Origin of the sequence: Eubacterium sp. AF36-5BH (assembly GCF_003460505.1) — a bacterium.
GTDB lineage: Bacteria > Bacillota > Clostridia > Lachnospirales > Lachnospiraceae > Eubacterium_G.
In genome coordinates this window covers 244,572-267,540 of sequence record NZ_QTVG01000006.1, presented here as the reverse complement: position 1 = coordinate 267,540, position 22,969 = coordinate 244,572, and the positions used below count along the sequence as shown (strand labels likewise).

General features: G+C 35.1%; 7 protein-coding genes and 1 pseudogene. All 8 read right to left on the bottom strand.

Features of this window, described 5'->3' with window-relative positions; translation table 11 throughout:
- A pseudogene (locus DW006_RS12150) lies at window positions 1–1,751 on the bottom strand (hypothetical protein); the annotation flags it as partial.
- A gap of 302 nt (window positions 1,752–2,053) precedes the next feature.
- On the bottom strand, window positions 2,054–3,115 hold the full coding sequence (locus DW006_RS12310; RefSeq protein ID WP_243002598.1) for a hypothetical protein: 1,062 nt from the start codon (window positions 3,113–3,115) through the stop codon (window positions 2,054–2,056).
- Window positions 3,116–3,523: 408 nt separating this feature from the next.
- Window positions 3,524–6,808, bottom strand: coding sequence for a CotH kinase family protein (locus DW006_RS08170; protein WP_117999826.1), 3,285 nt, complete (start codon window positions 6,806–6,808; stop codon window positions 3,524–3,526).
- 15 nt (window positions 6,809–6,823) lie between these two features.
- Entirely contained in the window at window positions 6,824–12,238 is a 5,415-nt protein-coding gene (locus tag DW006_RS08165) for a phosphodiester glycosidase family protein (RefSeq protein WP_158561094.1), read from the bottom strand.
- A gap of 189 nt (window positions 12,239–12,427) precedes the next feature.
- A complete protein-coding gene (locus DW006_RS12370) occupies window positions 12,428–15,202 on the bottom strand; it encodes a discoidin domain-containing protein (RefSeq protein WP_117999824.1) in 2,775 nt (924 codons plus the stop codon).
- 282 nt (window positions 15,203–15,484) lie between these two features.
- On the bottom strand, window positions 15,485–16,387 hold the full coding sequence (locus DW006_RS08155) for a glycosyl hydrolase (protein WP_117999823.1): 903 nt from the start codon (window positions 16,385–16,387) through the stop codon (window positions 15,485–15,487).
- Window positions 16,388–16,600: 213 nt separating this feature from the next.
- Window positions 16,601–19,297, bottom strand: a complete 2,697-nt coding sequence (locus DW006_RS08150; protein ID WP_117999822.1) for a cellobiose phosphorylase — start codon at window positions 19,295–19,297, stop codon at window positions 16,601–16,603.
- A gap of 492 nt (window positions 19,298–19,789) precedes the next feature.
- Window positions 19,790–22,969, bottom strand: coding sequence for a cellobiose phosphorylase (locus DW006_RS08145; protein WP_117999821.1), 3,180 nt, complete (start codon window positions 22,967–22,969; stop codon window positions 19,790–19,792).

Sequence of the window (22,969 nt, the reverse complement as noted above, 5' to 3'; positions counted from 1 at the left end):
GTTGGCTTAGCTGTTGTTGGTTTAACTGTTGGCTTAGCTGTTGTTGGCTTAGCTGTTGTAGGCTTTGGTGTTGTTGTTTCATCTGGTTTTGATGTATCTGGTGTTGATGCATCTGGTGTTGATGCATCTGGTGTTGATACATCTGGTGTTGATGCATCTGGTGTTGATGCATCTGGTTCAGTTACACTTGGACTCGTTGGAATTTCTCCTTCTCCATTTACGTTAAATACGTTAAGAACTACTTCTTTTCCATCTTTGTCTAAAATAATAACTTCATTTACTTTCTTTGTTAATAAAGATTTTGGAAGTGTAATTCCTGCACCTTTCGCAACATCCACGTCTGTTCCATTAACTTTTAATCCTGTGTAATCAGGTAAAAATCCTTCTACTGCTGTAAAGGCAATAAATAAGTTTTCTCCCTGGTCTGTTTTAACCTCTGCTTTTGCAGCTTCAGGTGCACTTACAAACTTATATCCAAAATCTGCGTTATTCTCAAATGCTGTATAATCACTTGGCATTGTAACTTTTGTATTATCGTCTTTTGATTCACTTGAAGCTGGTTCTTTTACAACATAGTCAATTGATGTCTTATCACTCTTACCTGCTTTGTTTACAGCTTCAACTGAAATTGTGTATGTGCCTGCTTTTTCAAATAATGCAGTGTCAAAGCTATATTCAGGTGTTACAGTTGATGTAACAAATTTATCGTTTAAGTATACATTATATGATTCAGCACCTTCTGATGCATCCCATGAGAATTTGAATGATGCTTCTTCTGTTCCTGTATATGCTAATCCTGTAACTGCAACAGGTACTTTTACATCTTCTTCTGTTGATGATGATGAATTTGACTCTTCATTTTTTGTTGAATCTGTCTCCTCATTCTTTGTTGAATCAGGTTCTTTAGATTCTACAGTATATTTATATTCAGCTTTGATGCCTTCTCCCGCTTCATTTACAGCAGCTACTTCAATTATATATTCACGAGCTTCTGCAAATAAGTCTTTACTAAATTCGTATGTTACACCGTCTACTTTAGTGATAAGTTTTCCATCTAAATATACATTGTAACCATTAGCTCCTGCTACACCCTGCCATGCAAAATAAAATGGTAAAGTTTCATTTCCTGCATATGTTAAACCAGGTACCTTTGCAGGTGTTGTAACTTCAGGTGCTTCTGTAGTAGTAGTAGTAGTTGTTGTTGTTGTTGTAGTTGTTGGTTCTGTTGTTGTAGTTGTTGGTTCTGTTGTTGTAGTTGTTGTTGTGTCAGAACTTGCTGGGGTACCTTTCTTAAACACAATTTCAAGCTTACCTGTTGTGCTTGTAATAACAACATGTGTATAAGCATTATCTTCCATTGCTTTCGGATTCAACTTTGTTAAGCCACTAATATACATTGATACAACCCCAGCACCTGGTTCAGTTTCAACGCCATTTACTGTAATCTTTGTATCCTCCTGCTTATTATCTGCTGAATAAGCAAACTGGAATGTTGCTCCTGCATCAAAATAACCTACATTTGCATGAAGTTCATCTGTTATAACTGAATAATAAAGTTCTGGGAACTCTCCACCACCATTTGGTTCTGCCTTTGTATATGTAAGGCTTGAATAATCCACTCCTTCTTCGCTATCCTGAACTGCTATCACTGGTGCGTCAGCTTTTACATTCTGTGGTACATATGATATACCTGCTGCCACCATAGAAACTGCACTTAAAATAGCAACACCCTTCTTAAATTGTTTTCTCATATCCTACTCCTTTCAAAAAATTGTATTAGATTCGATGCGTCTTTCATCACATTCTGCTTTCATTCTAGCAGATTCATTTTTCAAAATTAGTAGCCTATTTTTTATTAAGGTGTCTTTTTATATAAAAATCATTTTTATTAGTTCTGAAATTAACGAACTCATATACTTTGCAAAGGGTTACTATTTTTCATATTTACCAAACACTCACACACAACAAATTAAACTTTTGGCACACAAAAAGACCCTTACGAACCATCACAATTCATAAGGATCTTATGTTAGATTAAAATATGTAATTATAATTATTTCTTAATCTTAATAGCTACTGGCTTTGACCATTTCTTAGCGCCTACAGCTTTTACTCTTACATATAATTTCTTCTTGTTCTTTAATTTCTTGCTTGAAAGAGTAACTTTTGTCTTCTTAACTGTCTTCTTGTAAAGAACTTTCTTAAACTTCTTGCTTGTTGATACCTGTACTGTGTACTTCTTAGCACCCTTAACTTTCTTGAATGTTAATTTAACTTTCTTTGAGCTAAGTTTCTTTGTTACTTTCTTAGTAACCTTTGTCTGCTTAAGTGAAACTTTCTTTGTTGTTGCCTTTGGCTTAGCTGTTGTTGGCTTAACTGTTGTAGTCTTTGGTGTTGTTGTTACATCTGCTGATGTTGCGTCTGCTGATGTTACGTCTGCTGATGATGCATCTGGTGAAGTTACATCTGCTGATGTTACGTCTGCTGATGATGCATCTGGTGAAGTTACATCTGCTGATGTTACGTCTGCTGAAGTTACATCTGCTGATGATGCATCTGGTGAAGTTACATCTGCTGATGTTACGTCTGCTGATGATGCATCTGGTGAAGTTACGTCTGCTGATGATGCATCTGGTGAAGTTACGTCTGCTGATGTTACGTCTGCTTTTGTAGTTACTGTATCTTTTGTTCCATTAACATTCTTAATTACAACTGTTCCTTCTCCATTAGCGTATGTAATTACAACTGTGTTGTATTCTTTTGTTAATGATGTTAAATATACTACAACTCCAGCTCCCTGGATTGCTGTTAAAGCTGCATCATCATTACCATTTACAGTAACCTTTGAAATTCCTGCTGGTACTGATACATAAACACCGCTTTCTTTAGCGAAACCTGGTTTCTGAATATTTACAACTTTTTCAATTCCTGTTGTCTTTGCTTCATCATAGAACCAAGTTGCTGCTGCATCTCCACCAATTTCTTTTAACTGTTCTGCTGGTGCTTCTACTCCTGTTGTTTCTGCTCCTACATAATTAGGAGTTACTGTAATTCCTGCAACTACCATTGCTAATGCGCTAACGATAGCTACGGCTTTTTTAAGCTGTTTTTTCATCTCTATTTCTCCTTTCATTGTAAAAAAACATACCCGATTGAATCATCCTATAATATTTTCATTCAATCTTCTGTTGCCAATTTTTGGCTCCACTTAAGTATACCATTTTTTTTTTAAGTGTCAATTTTATATAAAACAATTTTTCCCCTTGTAACGGTTCCAGGCGAATTTTTGTGTATTATGTATGTTTTTTGTTATTATTTTTACGCAAATTGCACTATTCACTGTATATTTTTTATATTTTTTGTATAAAAAATGTTTTTTTTATTAATTTTTATTACATAACAAAGCTAAAAGTCACTCACTATATTGCAAATAGTACAAAAAAATCAAACTGACAATACATCGAGTTTTCTTCCTCGGACAAATATATTGCAGTTTGATTTTTTATTTTAGTAAAATAAGTATTTATTTTTTAATTCTAACTTTCTTTGGCTTGGACCATTTAGCTGCGCCTACAGCTTTTACTCTTACATACAATACCTTTTTCTTTTTAACTTTTGAGCTTGTTATTGAAACTTTTGTTTTCTTCACTGTTTTCTTAACAAGAACTTTTTTAAAATTCTTTGTTGCAGAAATCTGTACTGTATATTTCTTTGCTCCCTTAACCTTTTTGAAACTTATACTAATCTTTTTAGAATTATTCTTTTTACTTGTAGTTATAAGCTTTGTCTTAGCAAGTTTGCCTGTGTTCTTTGATGTTGTTGGCTTAGCTGTTGTTGTAGGCTTTTTGCATGTTGTTGATGGTTTAGTTGTTGTTGTAGGCTTAGTTGTTGTTTCCTGAGTATTCTTAACTTCAATTTCAACCTTCTTACCTACATAAGTTTTGTCGTCTTTTGCAGTGTAGCCTTCAATTGCATAACTATATGTTTTGCCTTCTTTTATATCTGAATCTACATAAGATGTATCTTTCACATTAGCGATTTTTGTCCATTCTTCTGTAGAAGTTGTTCTTCTGTAAACATTGTAACCACTTACTTCTTCTGACTTATTCCATGACAATGTTACATTTTTGCCGTTTGCTTTGCCTGCAAAAGCTTTTACCTTTGCCGGGATTATAGTCATTTTTACATTCTTTGTATTATTAAAGTTTCCAAATCCTGTAAGGATAGCTGTTCCTTCACCTACTTCAACATTATTTTGATATGTTACTGTGTAGTCTACTCCTTCAGTTAATAGGCAATTATAGTTTAGTTCATTGTTAATTAATCTTACAGAATAATTCTTAGCCTCTATTGGCTTTCCTGTATATTCATAAGTCCCTAAAATATTATAAGAAACACACGCATAAATGGCTCTTGGTATTATTCTATATGACATTTCCGCTGTTCCTTTGAAGCCATTTTTCTTAATACCCTTAATTGTGTATGTAGCGTAACCTACATTGACGTCATTTCTAAATGAGATTGTATAATCAACATCTTTTGTTAATTTCTTATTATCATAGTATACATCAATTGTTGGTATTGTTTCTCCACCTGTATAGCTATTAGAGTATCTTAAGCTTAAATTACAGTAAATCTTTGTTATGTCCTTGTATGTGTTTTTGTCTAATTTAGTTTTTCCACATGTACTACATTCAAAGTCATCACCTTCAGGTACTTCTTCTTTCCATGTATGTTCCAAACCTCCATCTGCACACTGTTCCCAGACAGGTACCAGTTCAATGTCTTCTTTTACAACTACGCGTGATTCTTTGTCATAAGTTGTTGTTCCATCAGTCCAGCCTACAAAAATTCTATTAGCTGAATCTGATTTTGGATAGTCCATGTAAACAGTGTCGCCATCTAAAACTTCTGTTGTTTCAATTCCTTTTTCATCCTTGAATGTTACTGTATGACTTTGCTTATCTGTAAAGTTTACAGTAGCATAGTTCATTCTTGTAAGGTTACCATTTGCATCCTTTGCCCATACTGTAACAACGTTCTTTGAATCTTTATTAGTTAATAATTCTGCAGGAATTGTTATTGCTACTTCATTGTTCTCAGATTTAACATTATCAATGTATTTTCCGTTAATGTAGTAGTTAAATGAAGTATCAGCCTTGTTATCTGACTTAAACTTCAATGTAACCTTATCTGTATTGGTGCTTACATGAAATGCGTTGTCGCTGTTTGTGCCATTATTTTCTGTCATTGAAACAGTTATATCCTTGCTTACAGGTGCACCAAATGATTTCATTGCTGAGGCGTCTGTTCCAAACTGTTCATTAATCCATGTAAGTCTCTTCTTCATCCACTGTTTTAAAGTTGCAAAATCTCCTTCAAAACCTTTTGAATAGAACCACATACTTTCATTATGTGTCGCTGATGTTTTTAATGTGTCATGCCAGCCGTCAAGTAAGCCTCCATCAGCATAAATATTATTTAAGAAATCTCTATTTTTCATATAAAGTTCTCTTGCTTTTATAACAAAGTAAGGATCTTTTACATACTGTGAGAACCATGTTCTGTCCTTTGCAGTCCAACGTTCAATTCCCTGTGCTCCGAAAGGTGCAACAGAGCCTGAACTGAAATCATAATCCCAAATAGGACCAAAAGTTAAACCGCCATCTATTTCCTTTGTAACGTATGTACTTCTTCCGCCAAATTCATTTACCTGAATTTCAGAAGCAAACCAAAAAGCTACAAGAGAATCGAAATTACATAACTGTGTATAAGATGTTTTTACACCGTCTATGTCAATACAACCGTCTGTGCTATATGTGGCATTTTCAAAATTCTGCATATATGTCTTAATGCCATTAAAGACAGTTTCGTTTGTTTTAATAAATTCCGGATTTTTAAACATAACACACTGTTTCTTGTCTGTATAAAACAAGGATGCCTCATCAGCATTGTTGTCAATTTCCATTAAGAATCCACCGTTAGCGTTTGGAATTTCATAATAGTTATCGATATTGTATGTAACGTCATTGTATGTAACTGTTTTAGTTGTCATCCAGTTAAGGTCTTCTTCCATTTGTGTTGAAAGTGCCTTTTCTTCCTTTTTAGACAAATCATTTTTCTTGGCGATTTTTTCTGCAATTGTTCCTGCAGTGTCTTCCCAGTCATAAGTATCTGCTCTGTCTTTTGATATTTTTACCTGTTCACATAATTGGTAAGTTCCAAGGTTTTTTCCATTAAGAACCACCTCAACCCAAACAGTATCCATGGCTGTTACACCAAATGTTTTACCTATCTTTGATGAAAGCGCATTTCTCATCTGAGTTTCATCTATATAATTGGAAAGTAATAACCAATGTTTATTTTTGCCCATTCCAAATAGGCTTGTTTTCTTATCTAATTTTAATTTATATGCTTTTTTTGGAAACCATCTCCATGTAGAATTTCCATGACCTTTTACTTCTGTAACCCCATCATATTCTACTTTTCCGTCTGTTCCATCTGTTCCTGCATCCTGAATTTTTAAATTAGCATCAATGTAGTCTTCCTTAGATGCAATTTCTGCATTGCCTTCTGTGTTAATGTATACAACAGGCAAACCACTTTTTGTCACATCGTAATCGTCTGTTGATGTGTTTCCTGCCAAATTTTCTTTTGTGTCTTCAGTATTTTTTTCAGCTACTGTACTAACATCGGATCCACTCCCATTTTCAGCATAAGCAGTGTCGAAATTGACACTGCTCATACCTAAAATTAAAGTGCAAACTGTTGTACAAGAAATAATTTTCTTAACTATTTTTCTGTACATTATCTGCTCCTATTCTTATTTGTTTTTAATCTTAACAGGTTTTGACCATTTTCCATAAGATGTATTCTTACCAACTTTTCTAAATGCTCTTACTCTTGCATATAAAGTTTTCTTATTCTTAAACTTCTTAGAAGTTACTTTAATTGTTACTGCGTTCTTATTAGCTTTTACAACTTTCTTTGTACAAGTTACTAACGCTTTCTTGTTGTTATTAGCATTTTTCTTTGTTGTGTAAACTCTTACCTGATATCCATTAGCCTTATTAACCTTCTTAACCATTAATGAGATTTTCTTCTTAGAAACTCTCTTAGCTGATTTCTTAGCAACACTTGCCTTACCAAGTTTCTGTGTTGTAACTACAGTTGTTGGCTTCTTAGTTGTTGGCTTCTGTGTTGTTGGTTTCTGTGTTGTAGTTGCCGGTGTAGTCGGCTTTTCTGTTGTTGTAGTAGGTTCTGTTGTTGCTGGTTCTGTTGTTGTATCAGTTGTAGTTTCAGGCTCTTTTACCATGTAGCCGTTTTCATCAAACTTGTACTTCTTGCCCTTAATTTCTACTTCACCTGTTACATAATTATCACCCCAGTAATATCTTGTACCCTTAACATTTCCATCTGAATCAAGTTCATCTTCAAAAGCACCTACTGTAAGCTTACCGTCTTTAGCAAATGTGTAAGTTCTCTTTGTATTCTTACCTCTTGTTGTGATAATCCACTGACCGCCTGATAACATACGACCCATTTCTTTACCGCTGTTCTGGAAGTAATAGAGATTTCCGTCAATTTCCTGCCACATTAATGCATAGCTACCGCCTGCTGTGTAGTATCTTGTAATTGTAACATCTTTGCCTTTCTTATCCTTAACAACTTCTTCAACAAATGAGCCTCTTACAAACTTACCATTTTCATCAAAAGTATATTCTTTTCCGTCAATTGTATTCTTGCCTGTAACTGCTACTCCGTCTTCTCCTACATAGTAGTTGTCATTGTCATTTGTTTTCCATCTGTTCTTATCAAGATTTCCATTTGCAAAGAACATTGGAAGACCATTGTCTTTATTAGTTGCAATACCTGTATAACCGTCAACTTTTCTTGAGCCATCACACTTCTTACATATTAAATGTCCATCTCCCTGATATACATAATCATGGATTCCATTTACACATTCACCTTTTGACTTTGTATATGTGTCTAATAAATCTCCATCCTGATCATATACATCAACTGTAAATCCTGATGCATTTGCATCAACTGAGAAATAAATTCCGTCGTAGTCTGTGTTTCCAAATTTAGCGAAATCATAACCTCTTACATTTGTTGCAGGGTATGATTTTTCACCTGTTGAACCACATACATAATATACTGTTCCGTTTTCTGTGTCTCTTGTGCCTGCCTTTAATGGATTTGTTCTTGCATAAGCATGATCATGTCCTGAGAACATAAAATCAATACCAGCTTCGTCACATGCTTCTGAAATATACTTATGTACGTTTTCGCAGTCATGTGTTGTTTCATTTGTTCCATAAGGTGGTTGATGTGACACAACAACTTTCCATTTTGCATTGCTCTTTGCTGCATCTTCTACTAACCATTTTGCATCTTCAATTGTCTGATTCTTTGAAGCTGTGTATCCGATAACTGCAACGTATACATTTCCATAAGTTACTGAATAGTGATGTTCACTTTCAATATTGAACATATTCTTTGCAATTGTTGATTCAGGATCACCTGCTAATTCATGGTTACCTGTTACGTGAATCATATCAACACCCTTGAACATATCCCCATCAAAGGCTGTTAAAATATTATCCCAGTAATCGTACTTTGTAGGATCATCTACAAAGTCACCTGTCTGAACACCAAAATCATAGTGTTCTTTTGAAATCATATCTGTAATCTTAGAAATAATTGTTGTATCGTCTGCCTGTGTATCACCAACTAAGAAGAACTTAGTATCTTCATTCTTGTAAGCAGTTGTAAATTCATATTCCTTAGACCATAAATCTCCGTCTCCAACTTTGTATACGTAAGTTGTATCAGCATCTAAATCATTAATTTCTGCTGAATTAGCATAGATAATTTTATTTGATTTTACATCTGAATATCCTGAAAGAGATGTAAGTTTGCACTTGCCTTCAACCTTCTTGAATGCAGCGTCTCCATCTTTTTCATAATCACTCTTCTTTGCGTATAAAACAACAGGTGTGTCTTCACTTACGCCCGGTTTTGAAACCCAAGTGATATTCTTCATAGATGTTGAATCTTTGACAGCATTAACCTTAACAAATGTTGGTGTACCATCTTCATTGCCGGCTGTAGCGTATGTCTGTGCCTTTGTAATAAATGAACGATGTCCATTGTCATCCTGAGCATAAACTGAAATTGCCTGTGCTTCCTGAAACTTAGATGTTGTAATATTTCCTCTTAAATCTGTCTTACCAAGAAGTTCACCATCCTCCTTATAAACAGATACACCTTTCACTCTCTTGCCTGTCTTGCTGTCTTTAACTGACATTGTAATGTCCATTCCTTCAATTAAGTCACTGAAAGAAATTGTGTAGTAATCTCCAATATCTGTATATTCTGTATCCTGTACGAATGTATATGTTTCTTCACCGTCACCTGCTGCAATCTTATATGTTGCGCTAGGAATTGAATATGAGAATTTGCTTCCGTCGCTTACATCTAATGGAATCTTTACAGATAATGTTGCAATCTTATTTGAGTCTTCGTTTGCTGTATCTGCATAAGTTGCAATCTGATTACTTGTTTCACTTGCTTTTTTCTTAGCATAGATTGTTACCTGATTGTCTGCTTTGTTATATTCAGGTTCTTTTGCCTGTTCAAAGCCTTCAGCATAACTTACTGAATAATCAGAATAACCTTTTGCTAATTTAACTGTTGCTGTTAATTCATTAACTTTACTTGCATCACTTGCTGTAAAGTCGATGTTCGCCTCGTCACCAATATTTGCTTCTCCCTGTGAAGTAGCATTAATTGTAACTGTATTGTCATCTTTATTTTTCACTTCAAAAGTCTTTGTCTTTGACGCTTCGTTACCAAACTTGTCTCTGACAGAGAATTTGATAGTATGCTTTCCGTTTGCAAGTTTCTGGTTATTTAATGAGATTTCATCCTTACTTACGTCAGTATGCATACTACCGCCATTTGTAAGATTAACACCATCTAACCATACGTTTGCTGTTGTAAAATCTACACCTGATGTGTATTTGTTTTGTAAGTCTGATGCTCTTGCTGTGAATGTTACATTGTTTGTGTCAAGCACTGCATCATCATTTAATTCAGTTCCGTTGGCTGAAATTGTATCAATACTTGGATTGTCTATATCATCAGTATTCGCTCCATATACGAACTGGATGTTGTCAATATAGATTGCTCCCTTACGGTCGCTCGGCTGAATTTCATTTCCATCCTTGTCGTATTTACCCATACCTGTTCCGTTTACGAACATAAGTCTAATCATATTGTTTCCAAGGAATTTGTATGGTGCCTGATAATCCTTTAAACTGGCTTCTACATATTTCCAACCTGTCCAATCGAAACCACCAAGTTTATGTTCATCCAATTTTGCTTCTTCTGTAAAGTTCAAGTTAAGAACTGTTCCGTTAGCATCATATAGCTGAATTCTCAACCAGAAGTTTGGTATTCCTTCCGGTGCATATACATACATACCAATTCCTGTTGGTGTTCCAGGTATGTCTCCTGATGGATTTTCAAGACCTACGCATGCACCTTCTGTAACAGCTCCACACTGTGAGAAGTCATAGTTTAATTTAAGCGAATGATTACCAAATCTTACAGGCTCACCACTTGCAATATCAACAACTTCTGTAGACTCGTTACCACCTCTGCCATAATTCATTGTCTTAAATCCGGCGTTTGGTTCTTTCTTGTCTGCTGCTGTTGAATACCAGTCTGCTGCAGGAATTACTGTTCCATCTTCCATTGTATGGTCTTCAAAGTCATATACAACTGTTGGCTGTAATCCTACAACAACATTAATTGTTGCCTGGATGTCGCTATCTTTGTACTTACATCTGATAGTTCCATATAAAGTATTTCCGTCTGATGATGTAAATTTATTATCCTTAAATGTACCAATTGATGAATCACTAGGCTGTTTGTTAGCATCTGTTACATTTTCAGTTGTCCAAATAAAATCACCATCTGCATAATTAACCTGTCTGTTGTTCCACTTAACAGTTAAACCTAAATCTGTTTCTTCTTCAAAACCAAGGTTTACTTCATCATTTACGAATGTAATGCTGTCCGGTTTTCTTACTTCAATTGTTGTGCTACCAACAACATTATCTCCTGACTTTAACTGTACTTCTACAGTTCCTTCTGTTCCATTAGAAACAAATTGACCTGTTGTTCCATCAATTTTACCAAAGCTATCATCTTTTAATACAAAAGTTGCTTCTTTAGGTAAATCTGCCTTTCCACCTGCACTGTCAACACCTGTTGCTTCAAACTGTACAGTTGAACCTGGTGTATATACTTCCTCTAAAGGTGAGATTGTTGCATGATCAAATTCACCATCTGCTTTTGCATCTGAATAAATGAATAATGATGAAGAAACCTTTCTTTCTGTTCCATCAGATGGGCTATTCTTTACTTCTAATGAATCTGTTCCTTCTGTTTTTGTTGCAAATGTAGCTGAACCACCACCATCTAAATATAATGCTTCAACACACCCCATAGCTTCCATTTGTTTTGCAGTTTCATAAAGTGACTGACCACATGACTTTGGTGCCTGTCTACCATCCGCTTCATATATGATAACTGAACCGTCTGCCTTAATACCTACTGCACATCTTGGCATTGCATAAGGATCCGCTGCTAATTCTTCTAAAGCTTTTCCATCTTTTACAAGAAAGAATGGTGAACCGATAGCTTCAACTACATCATCTAAAGGTTCATATGCTTCTCTACAATCAGCTGTTCCATCTTTCATTATTGCAAAGTATGGATGATCATTCTGAGTCTGAACAATATCTCCACCCATAACTAATGAACCCCATGGCTGACCTGTTCCCATATCAAAATAGTCACCATTAATTGCTGCTACGATTGTTTTTCCTGTTGCTTTTTCTGCTGCTTTCGCCTGATCTCGAACTGTCTGCATGCCCCATTTACCAGTCTTATCATAGTTCTTATAACCAGCCATCATTCCAACACTAGATGTTTTCAAATCAATTTCTGCCATATAGGCCTGAACCTGATTATTTCCATCCTTATCTACTGTTGTAATGTGTTTCTCTTTAATTCCAGGTGCTATACTATATTCCTTTACAGATGTTAGCACTCTGTCTTCCGGCACTTTAACACTTGCACCGTAAACAGTTATACTGCTCACTACCATTGCTGTTGCAAGCACCACAGATAAAAATTTCTTAACTGCTTTTTTTAACATGTGTTTTCCCTCCTCTTTGTTAAATGTTTTCATTTGTCATTTTCGTATTTTTAGCCCATTTTTATACATTTTTTGGCAAATGATACTTTACGATTATAGCATTGATTCCTATTAATTAATAGGGGCAATTTACGAAAAAAGAGGATAGCATTATGACTATCCTCTTAAAAATGTTTTTATTATTTTAAACTACTTTTTAATTTTAATCTTAACCGGCTTAGACCACTTCTTAGCTCCAACTGCCTTTACTCTAACATATAATTTCTTCTTGCCCTTTAACTTCTTGCTTGAAAGAGTTACTTTTGTTTTCTTAACAGTCTTCTTGTAAAGTACTTTTTTGAACTTCTTACTTGTTGAAACCTGAATGTCATATTTCTTAGCGCCTTTAACTTTCTTAAATGTTAATTTAACCTTCTTTGAGCTAAGTTTCTTTGAAACCTTCTTAGTAACCTTTGTACTCTTAAGAGAAGCTTTCTTTGTTGTTGGCTTAACTGTTGGCTTAGCTGTTGTTGGCTTAGCTGTTGTTGGTTTAACTGTTGTTACCTTAGGTGTTGTTGTTTCATCTGAAGTTGATGTGTCTGGCGTTGATGCATCTGGTGTTGATGCATCTGGCGTTGATACATCTGGTGTTGATGCATCTGGTGTTGATGCATCTGGTGTTGATACATCTGGTGTTGATACATCCGGTGTTGATACATCTGCTGATGATGCATCTGGTGTTGTTACACTTGGATTTGTTGTTGCACTTGGTGTTGTTGTTGATGTTGTTGTATCTGAAGATTCAACCTGCTTTGTCTTACCAACAACACTTATATCAGTAACTGATACATTGATGCTATCACCTGCTGCAATAGAATCATTTTCTTTAATTCCTCTATCTCCATCCTTTTCAGTTGTTAACTGTCCTAATGCAATTATAAAGTTCTGTTTTGAAGTTGCTGCTGTCCACTCAAACTCTGCTGAATAATCACATGTATATCCTTCTTCATCATTTCCTGTCCAAGTAGCTGTTGCAGAACTTGCTAAGAATTTATCTCCATTTGTATTTGTTGCAACTAAGAACTGTTTCTTAACATTTGATTTGATTGTAAACTTAACTGTATATACTTTTCCCTGTTCAAAGACAAGTGTTGTATGCGCCATTAATGAATACCAGTTTCCTCCGGCAACAACACTTCCTGTTGCTAGTGATGTTCCTGTTCCACATGGATTATCTGACCAATTGTCTGATTCATTGTTAAGAGTCCATTTAGTATTTTCATTTACTAAGTTTGTGCCATCTTCTACAATATCAAGTGGAACTACAACTGTTTTTGTAACTGCTTTTGATAATGAGCCATCTTTTACAGTCTTAACACTAATATTATGAGTACCGTCTGTAACTCCTGTTAACTGACCCTTTCCAGCTTTTACTTTCTCTGCTGCAAGTTTACCATCTACGTAAACATTGTATTCATAATCTTCCTGACCTTCACCTGCCACGATTTCATAATCTATAACACCGTATTTAGTTGATTCTGCTTTCAAATCTGCTGGTGCATCAATATCAACTGTTGTGGTATATGTAGGAGTATCCGTATTTGCTACGATTGCAATTTCATTGATAACGTAGCCGTAATTAACTGCTCCTTCTGAAAGTGTTACTTTTACATATCTTACATTTTCCGCTTCATAATTTGATAATTTATCTAACTTAACAGCATTGCTATAAGCCGGTTGAACACCATCTGTTCCACAAATTAATGAATCTCCTGATGCAACCTCTTTATACTCTGCGCCATCATCTGATAACTCAATAGAATATTTCTTTGCATATGTTCTTGGATTAGTATATGCAATCATAAATCTGTCTAATTCAGCTGTCTTATATTCTCTTCCTAAATCAATAACAAAACTTTGTGGTGATGTTTTTCCAGTTCTAAATGCAACATTTTTTTCTTCTCCTGCTGTTAACAAACCATCAATCATATTAACTGCTGATTCAGCATATTCATCGCTATAATATGAACTTATATCTGTTATTGAAACATCTGCATTATTGTTCTTGTTTACAATATTTCTAGGTGATGTGTATAATTCAGAAGAATCTTTTACAGTAACTTCTTCACTATCAATTCCTTCTGATGTTGTTCCATTATATGAAGAAACAACTTTAAGTTTGTGAATTCCTGCTGAAACACCATCTATCTTATAGTCCTTTCCTGCTTCAACCTGATTACCTACAAGTACATTATCATCATATACCATATACTTATAATCTGCCTGATTTTCTCCTGCGGTTATGTTATATGTAATCTGATTGTAATCTTCTGATTTAACAGTAACACCTGCTGCATTTTCACAATGTGAAACCTCTACTGTTTTTGCGTCCCCATTTGTATCTAAAACTGCAATTTCTGTAATCTGGATTCCGTAATCTGCAGTCTTAGGATAATATGCTCTAACATATCTAACTGCACCAGTTGTACTAATATCATTAACCGTACAATTATCCTTGTCAAATGTCACATCTTCTCCTGCACTTGCAACAGTATTCCAAGTAGCATTATCAGATGAGAACTGAATTTCATAACCTCTTGTAATACATGTGTCATTAGCTGCAGCATCCTTATACTGTACTAATACCTGTTCAATAGTTGATGCATCATAATAATCACCTAAATCTATTACTGCATAACTTTCACCAGTATAGCCCCATCCTTTCTTACTTAATGCACAATGTGCATCTCCTGTTACATCTGCTTTTAACTTTCCATCATTTAAGTTTGCTTGAGCCCCTTCTGCACATTCTGGAAATAAGCTTGTAGTCTTACTTAATGCAAGGTTCTTTGTTGCATCTGCCACCATAGCCTTCTGCTCATCTGTTGCTGCAAAAACCGGTGAACTCATTGGCAAGCCAGCTACGACCATAGACAATGCACAAGTAATAGCTGTTGCTTTTTTTAGTCCTTTAAACTTTCTCATATAATCTTTCTCCTTTCGATTAACGTTTTCTCATCTCAAAGTTCCACTCTTTGATTGATTTATATTTTACCATATTTCCACCTTTCAAACAACAAATTGCACTAAAGAAAACGCTTTTATTTCTCTTTTTTTATGCAACTTATACAAAGCAATATTTTGTTAATATAAACTAAAAAGAAGTCGTAGTCAACGCAACCACCACTTCTTTTTTAGTAATTTTACACAATAAAAATACTTTTATTCAATTTTTAATCCTTAAAATTTATATCAAAAAACATATTATTATCTTACCATTAGCTTAGGAGTTCTATCCACTCTATAAATCCCCCAGTTTTTTTCTGCTTCGTTTGGTCTGCTTCCGCCCTTCCATGGTTCATCAAAAGCTTCAAACATGTAAGCAATTATTTGTTCTTTGTCTGTCCAATCCCAAAACTCGTCATAATACCTTTTCTGGTTTTCTTCGTTTGCCTGACCTTCTTTCATTTGTTTAAAGTCAGCGCAGTCTGTTGCCCAGCCTACTTCTGAGAACAGCACAAATTTGTCCGGGTACATTTCCTTAATTTTTTTGTACCATGTTTTATTTACTTCCAAAGCTTCTTCAACTGTATTTCCATACCATAATGGATAAGAATGAACACTGATAATATCAAGATGCTTTGCAAGTTCTTCTAATTCAACCCACTCAAAAGCGCCTTCATTAAAAGTAACCGGTTTACCTGTTCCTTCTCTTAATCTGTCTGCAAACTTAATTAAACGTTCTACAGGCACATTGTTAGCACCCCATTTTGGTGTATTTTCGTTTCCAACTGAAACAGCGTTAATAACATCAGAGTAGTTATTAGCAATTTCAATTAATTTTTCAATGTTATTATCATTTCTTTTTGCTCTATTAACAAGTTCCGCATCTGTGTAAGTTTCTTTTAACCATGGACATCCCGGATTATTTACTTCTGAAATTAAATCCGGTCCTAACATTACCTTCATATCAAGTCCTAAATCTCGAATTACCTGACATGTCATTTCAGCATAACTAATTGGATCATACATTCTAATGTATTTAAATCCCATTTCATCTAAAATTTTTAGGTCCTCTACTATTTGATCATATGTTGGATAGGTGCAGTCTTTTGGACTTTGACCTTCTCTATATCCTGAATAACATATTGCTCTACCCCAATCAAACATTTATTTTCTCCTTTTATACTATTATTTATCCGTACTACAACTATTTTATCTGGTATTTTATAATTCCAACGTGGAAAAAATATTATAAGAAAGTGTTGTGAAGCCGTTGGTTCACAAAGGCAGCGAAGTCGGCTTTGTAGAACCGCTACGAGCGAAACGCAGCGGGAGCGTGCTTTCGATAATATTTTTCCATCGTTGGAATATATTCAACATCTAACCTAAAATTGCTGTAATTTGGCTCTTGTCACCAAGTTTGTCTACATCTTCTTTTGCAATTGTGTCTGTGTTTCCGTATAAATCACCGTCAATGTAGATTTCTTTTACTGTGTATTCTCCTGCTTCTAAACCAAATGGATTCTGGTATGTTACTGTAATGTTTGCACCTCTGAACATACATGTGGCACTTGCCATTCCGTTTGAGAACTGTTCAGCTAAAAGCTTTGGAGCAAGTTTCAAGGCACCAAGTTCACCTTTAATTCCGTACATTTCATTTAATACTGTAAGAAGTAACCAGCTTGCTGCACCTGTTAAGTAATGGTACATTCCCTGTCCTCTCTGATTTACATATTCAGGCACACCAGGATAAATGTTACTCTTGTGGTAATCTGCGCAATGCTTGTACAATGTGTTGATTACTTTGTAACCTTCTTTTGCAAAACCTCTGCTATATAATGCATTTGCATACATAACAGCCATGTGTGAGAATACTGCACCGTTTTCTTTGTGACCAAAAGCAAATCCAAATAATCTACCCATATCTGTTTTTACTTCCTTGAAATCAGTGTTAAGTCTGTAACCGCCAATTGCTTCATCGTAAAGATATTTGTCAGCAGCTTTTGCGATTTCTGCTACCTGTTCGTCTGTGGCAACACCTGACATTACTGTAAATACCTGACCTGTAAGCATCATTCTTACTCCACTTTCAAAGTCACCTTCTACAGCTTTTCCGCTGTTGTCATAGTAACCGTTAAACCATGAATTTCCTTCCTTGTCAGAAGTCCATTCTGTGTTTCTAATGTGGTCTGTAATCCAGTTTGACATTTCTGTTAATTTATCGGCTAACCAGTCGCACTTAACTTCTGTTTTTTCTCCTGAAATAATGTGACCAACTTCATCACAGTATTTTTCAAGTAAAGCATTCTTTTCGCCAATGCTGTCATAAATGCTGCTATCTGCTTCTAAGAGCACCAAAATTTCTTTTGCTATGCTTACTGTATCTTTTCCTGTTTTGTCACTGTAATCCTTAATATCCTGCGCAAGATTCTTCAAGTTACCGCCGTAAAGAGCTGTAAAAGCAACGCTTTCTCCACGCTCTTCTGCCATGTCAAGACCGTCGTTCCAGTCTGCTCCGCGAAGTCTTATATGATTATGCTCGCCAACATCGTAGAATGATGTTAAATGCTGAATAAGTAAATGTTCTAAAACAGTTCCTTCGTATGGAAGTGCGTCTTCTGTCATCTGCTTATTTCCTATTGTGTCATTCCAACGGTCATCACGTTTTTCACCACGACAAATCTGTGCGTCTTTGAAATATGTATTGGCTTCTGTAAGGAATTCAATATCTCCTGTCTGCTGCATATATAATCTTGTTGTAAGATATGGCCAGGCACCATGGTCCATCCAAACTCTTACAATGTTGTTTCTGTCTGCTATGAACTCACCCTGTTTTGAACCAATGATAGTTGCATTTGTACCGTCAAATCTTACACCGCCAAAGTTGTCTATTAACATTTCTCTAACTTTTTCAGGTTCCATAATAAGAAGTGCAAGGCAATCCTGCCATAAATCTCTCCAGCCTCTACCACCTTTTCCGTAATCATGGTGCGGTAAAAATGAGCAACCGTAAATTCTTCTAAGCATTGGCTGGAAATTAACCCAGTGCATCCAGTTATCGAAATCTGAATCAGCAGAATTGTAACTTACGTTGATTTTTTCCTGCCAAAATTCTTTTGTTTCTTCTAAATATTTGTCAAAATGCTTCTTTATTAAATATTTCTTGCTTAATTCTGTGATTTCTGCTTCTGATTCACCATAGCCTAAAGCTACAATATAAGTTCTTGTTTCGCCCGGCTCTAATGTACAGTCAGCAAATCTTATTGCAGCCACTGTTTCGTATCCATCTACTTCTTCGCCTGCCTTATATGGTAATGGCTGATTTTTTACAACGTAATATGGATTTTCGAAGTTTCCTCCACGCCCGATAAACTCTTCTGTTACAGGGCAAAAACTTACAGGTGAAACCATTTCTCCGTTAACTTCTTCTTTTGCTAATGCGCCATAGAAAATCTTGTTTTTGTTGTGTCCTCTTTCATCAAATGTAAGAGTTGGATAAATCATTATTCCGTTTTTTACTGTAAAAGTTCTATGAAGCAATGATGTTACGTGTCTGTGATCTCTGATGTTTGACGCCGAACGTGCATACATTGGGATTGCAACTGTTGATGTAATTGTCTGTGCCTTATCAGATGTGTTTGTAATTTCAAACTTTGTAAGTTCTACTTTTTCTTCTGTTTCAGGTACAAAACTTGTCATTACAGCTTTTAAGCCCATTTCCTGTGACTGTCTTTCTACCTGATGCCACATAATACCTGCTGTAAGTTTTACGTCTTCCTTGTCATCCTCAAAAAGTTTTGCCTGCTGTTTGCTTGAACGGCCTGTTACAGACCAAGCTCCCTTTCCTTCAACATAAACCCAGAAGTTTCTTGAAGACTTGTTGTTGTGTAAGTTTTCGCTACTTACCGGTTCAAGTAAAAATGTGTTTTGGTCAAGCTTAATGTCGCCTCCTAAATCCGGTGTGATTGCACTCATCATACCTGCTTCGTTAGCAAGTGGGAAGTACATGTAACTTGTTAAATCAGGATCATCTAATGTAAATGTTCCTTTTTTGTCCAAATACTTTAAATCGCTCATAAAATCTAATCCTTTCTCCTTTTTATTTTAAATTGATTTTGTTCAATAGTTTTCAAATGGTTGTTTGAAACTGCATTTTTGCAGGTTGTTGTCTTTACTCTGTATTTTGCAGATAGTTGTTTTAGTCTGCATCTTTGCAGATTGTCTTTTTTGCTTATTATTTTTAGAAAATTTTCTTTTTATATTTTACATTATATTTTTAGTTTTTGGAAAAACTATAATTGTTACATATTTATTTTATATACCTTTATTTGCTCTTAAATATAATTAGCAGGAACTTGTATTAGGTAATCTAAAAGATATAATTTCAATTCTTTTATTTACTTTCTTTTATAATCTTTCCAAAAATTAAAACGTTTCAAGCTTTTATAAAGAAAAAATGCTGTGAACCTTATAGAGTTTATATCTTTTTCAAATGTGTGTTGGATGAGAACCCTAAAGATTCTCATCCCCACCATTTGCTCTATAAAAATTTATAGCATTTAAAATGATTTATTCAAAGTAAACATTTATAGCATTAATCTTGCCATCACGAACAGCTTCTGCCATTTCGCCAACAATCTTACCTTCTGTTGCTACTGTTTCACCGTTGATTTCAACCTTTGAAACCTTAGCAGCATCAACGCCATAAGTGTTCTTTCCTGTATTATTAATGTATGTTACGTCACATGTTGAAAGAAGTCTGAATGTAACTTTTCCTTCATCAAATAACCAGTTTGCAAGCTTTGGATCAAAGTTAAGTGCAAGCTTACCGTCTTCATAAGTAAATACTTTGCCACCCATCATCATCTGAATCCACATAGAAATCATTTCTGTTGTTGAACCTGAAAGTCTTGCAACAAATCCTCTACCATGAACATCTTCATTTGGATTTACGCTTGATGCAATAAATGATGAATTTTCAAGTGTACTTCTACCATACATATTTGGATCTAAGAATGGAATAAGTGCCCCCTTAATTGTTTCATAATATTCATCATATAAACCTGCTTTAATCATAGCTAAGAGATATTTGTACTCCATATGTAAGAATACATTTTCTCTTTCCTGCCATCCTGGAGTAAACGCACGACAACGTCCATTTTCCATTGAACATTCTTCAATTGATGCTGAAGTCTTGTACATAGCAAGTTTCTCATCATAAAGACCTGTGTTCTTAACTTTGTTGTACATGTCTCTTGCTGTATCTACATCTTCGTAACCCATCATACGGGCTGGTCCTTCAAGGAAGTATGGTAAAGCAACTGCTTTAAATTCCTTAACCTTTGCCTTCTGAAGTCCGTAATGACTAATTACAGGTTCTCCATTTTCATCTACAACTGGTTCAAAATCAACTGCTTCATGTGTAATGTATGTTGGCACAAGTCCGTTACCCATTTCAACAGCCTTTGCAATACCTTTTTCAATCTTAGCTTCGAATGCCTTGAATACTTCTACAATGTGAGCTTTTGATACAACTGTTTCTTCACCGCTTAAGTAAAGTTTAATTGTTTCTCTGTAAGCTTCTCTGATTGTTGCAACCTTATCCCAATACTGGAAGTCATTAATTGTTCCATTGTTGTATTCGTCAAGTGCTGCCTTAACATCATCTAAGTATTTTGCAATTTCAGCAGGCATTGTAACTTCACCTTCTCCATCAAAGTTGTTAATGATGAAGTTTACTAATCTCTTTAATTCAAATGTTTCAGGTGTACCTGAACCGAATAATCCAGGAAGACCGTTCATGGCATCATTCCAGCCCGGCTTTCCACCTTCCATTTCAACACCGATTCCGTCAACGTCAAGCTGAGCAAATTTGCTAAGTGCTAAAATAACCATCTTAACAGCTAAAGATGTTTCATAAATCTTTTCGTCTTTTGTCTTTAACCAGTTAGTTGCCCACTTGTTAAATCCCGGACGTGCAAGTTTTTCTTCATCTTCAACTTCCATGCCGTACTGACGTACGTCACCTTTTTTATTAATAACATACTTTTCATCTCTTGGTACAACGTATGCAACGCTGTCATAGAACTTGTATGTTTTGTCTTCGAATAATAATTCGTTAATCTTATCAGGGAATACACTTAAGTAGTTATCTACTAAATCCATGTTGTAATCCCAGTGATCGCTCCAGTAACCTTCACCAAATCCGGCTTCAATGTTCTGGTCACAATCATTTAAGATTTCTGCAATGAAATCACCATCATCAATTTTTACTTTTAAACCAAGTTTTGCAATTGTGTTTGAAATCTGACCAGGTGTAAACTTACCTGCAACAATTTTTTCAATGGCTGTTGCATCTCCGTCAATGTTTCCTTTTACATAAGCATTAACTTCGTCTTCTTTTCCTTCAATTACGTTAAATAAACTTGGACGTACTTCTAATGGGTTGTAACCATCAGCCTGTACTAAACTGAAGAAAGTTTTAACGTTGAATTCTCCAACATCTTTATTGAAGAATACATCATTTCTTCTATTCTGAGAAACATCTCTGAAGTTTCCGTTGCCCTGTGAATAATATTCAGCAGCAATAGAGAAGAAGTTGTAATCTCTTTCCGGATCTCCATGTTTTCTACTAAATAAATGAATTATAGACTTATTACCATCTTTGTTAAGAACATATGGATAACCACCTCTTAAGAAGTTATCTAAGTAACACTGTTCAATGTACTGGTCAAATTTTCCGGCAGATGTATGTGTCTTAATGTCAGATGTGAAGCTATCTGCTAATTCTTCTGCTTCTACAAACTTGTCTGCAATATAGCCAGGCTTTGTAAATGTAGAAACCTTTGAATTAATCTGTTCTTCTGAACCTGCAAATCCCATCATTGTATCAAATGTGATTGCTTCGTTTGCAGCTACTGTTTCATGTAATGCTGTAAATCCGCAAGGAACTTTGTTTGCGAAACACTGTTCTTTTGCTTTTACGTTATCAATTCCACCTTCGATAAATCTTACAGGTGTCATTAATGAAAGATCATATCCGAATACTGTATCCACATCGTAGATTACATCCTGTAATTCTCCACCTTTAATTGTAAGATAGTAGTAACCACCTTCAACATCTGAAACTTCTGCTGAATCCTTTGTTGATGCTCTAAGTGTGTAGTATGGAACCTTGTTATCAATGTTCTTAATGTATGCCCAACTCTTAAATAAGTTTGACATTTCCTTGAATTCACCATTTGAGATTCCGTATGTAATAATCTTTGGAAGTCCGTCAATAACTTCAATATCTTTTGCAGAATCAGAAATGTTCTTCACTGAAACCTGTCTAACTAATGCTCCAATACTTTCGTTTGGAAGAATGAAGTAATTAACCGTTACTTCAATACCGTATTTTTCATTTGTTTCAATAATCTTGAAACTATTTTTATTCATTCTAATCTGACGTTTTGCTTCTTTTTCATATTTGAAAAATGGTTCATAATATTCGCCGTCAATTTTTAAGAATGTTCTAAAACCCTTTACTGTTGTGTTTTCAAAAGCTGTATTAGCTGAATTAAATTCCATAATGGCATTGCCCTTGTTATCAATACCAAAACTGTTCATTCCCTGTCCTCTGTTTGTGTAGAACGTCCACATTGGAATACCCTTTACACCTGCAAGACCAGGTAAAAAGCTTGAAAAAGCTGGCAATCTGTCATAATCATCTATAACAAATGTCTTACCTTCAAGTCTATAATTCTCCAT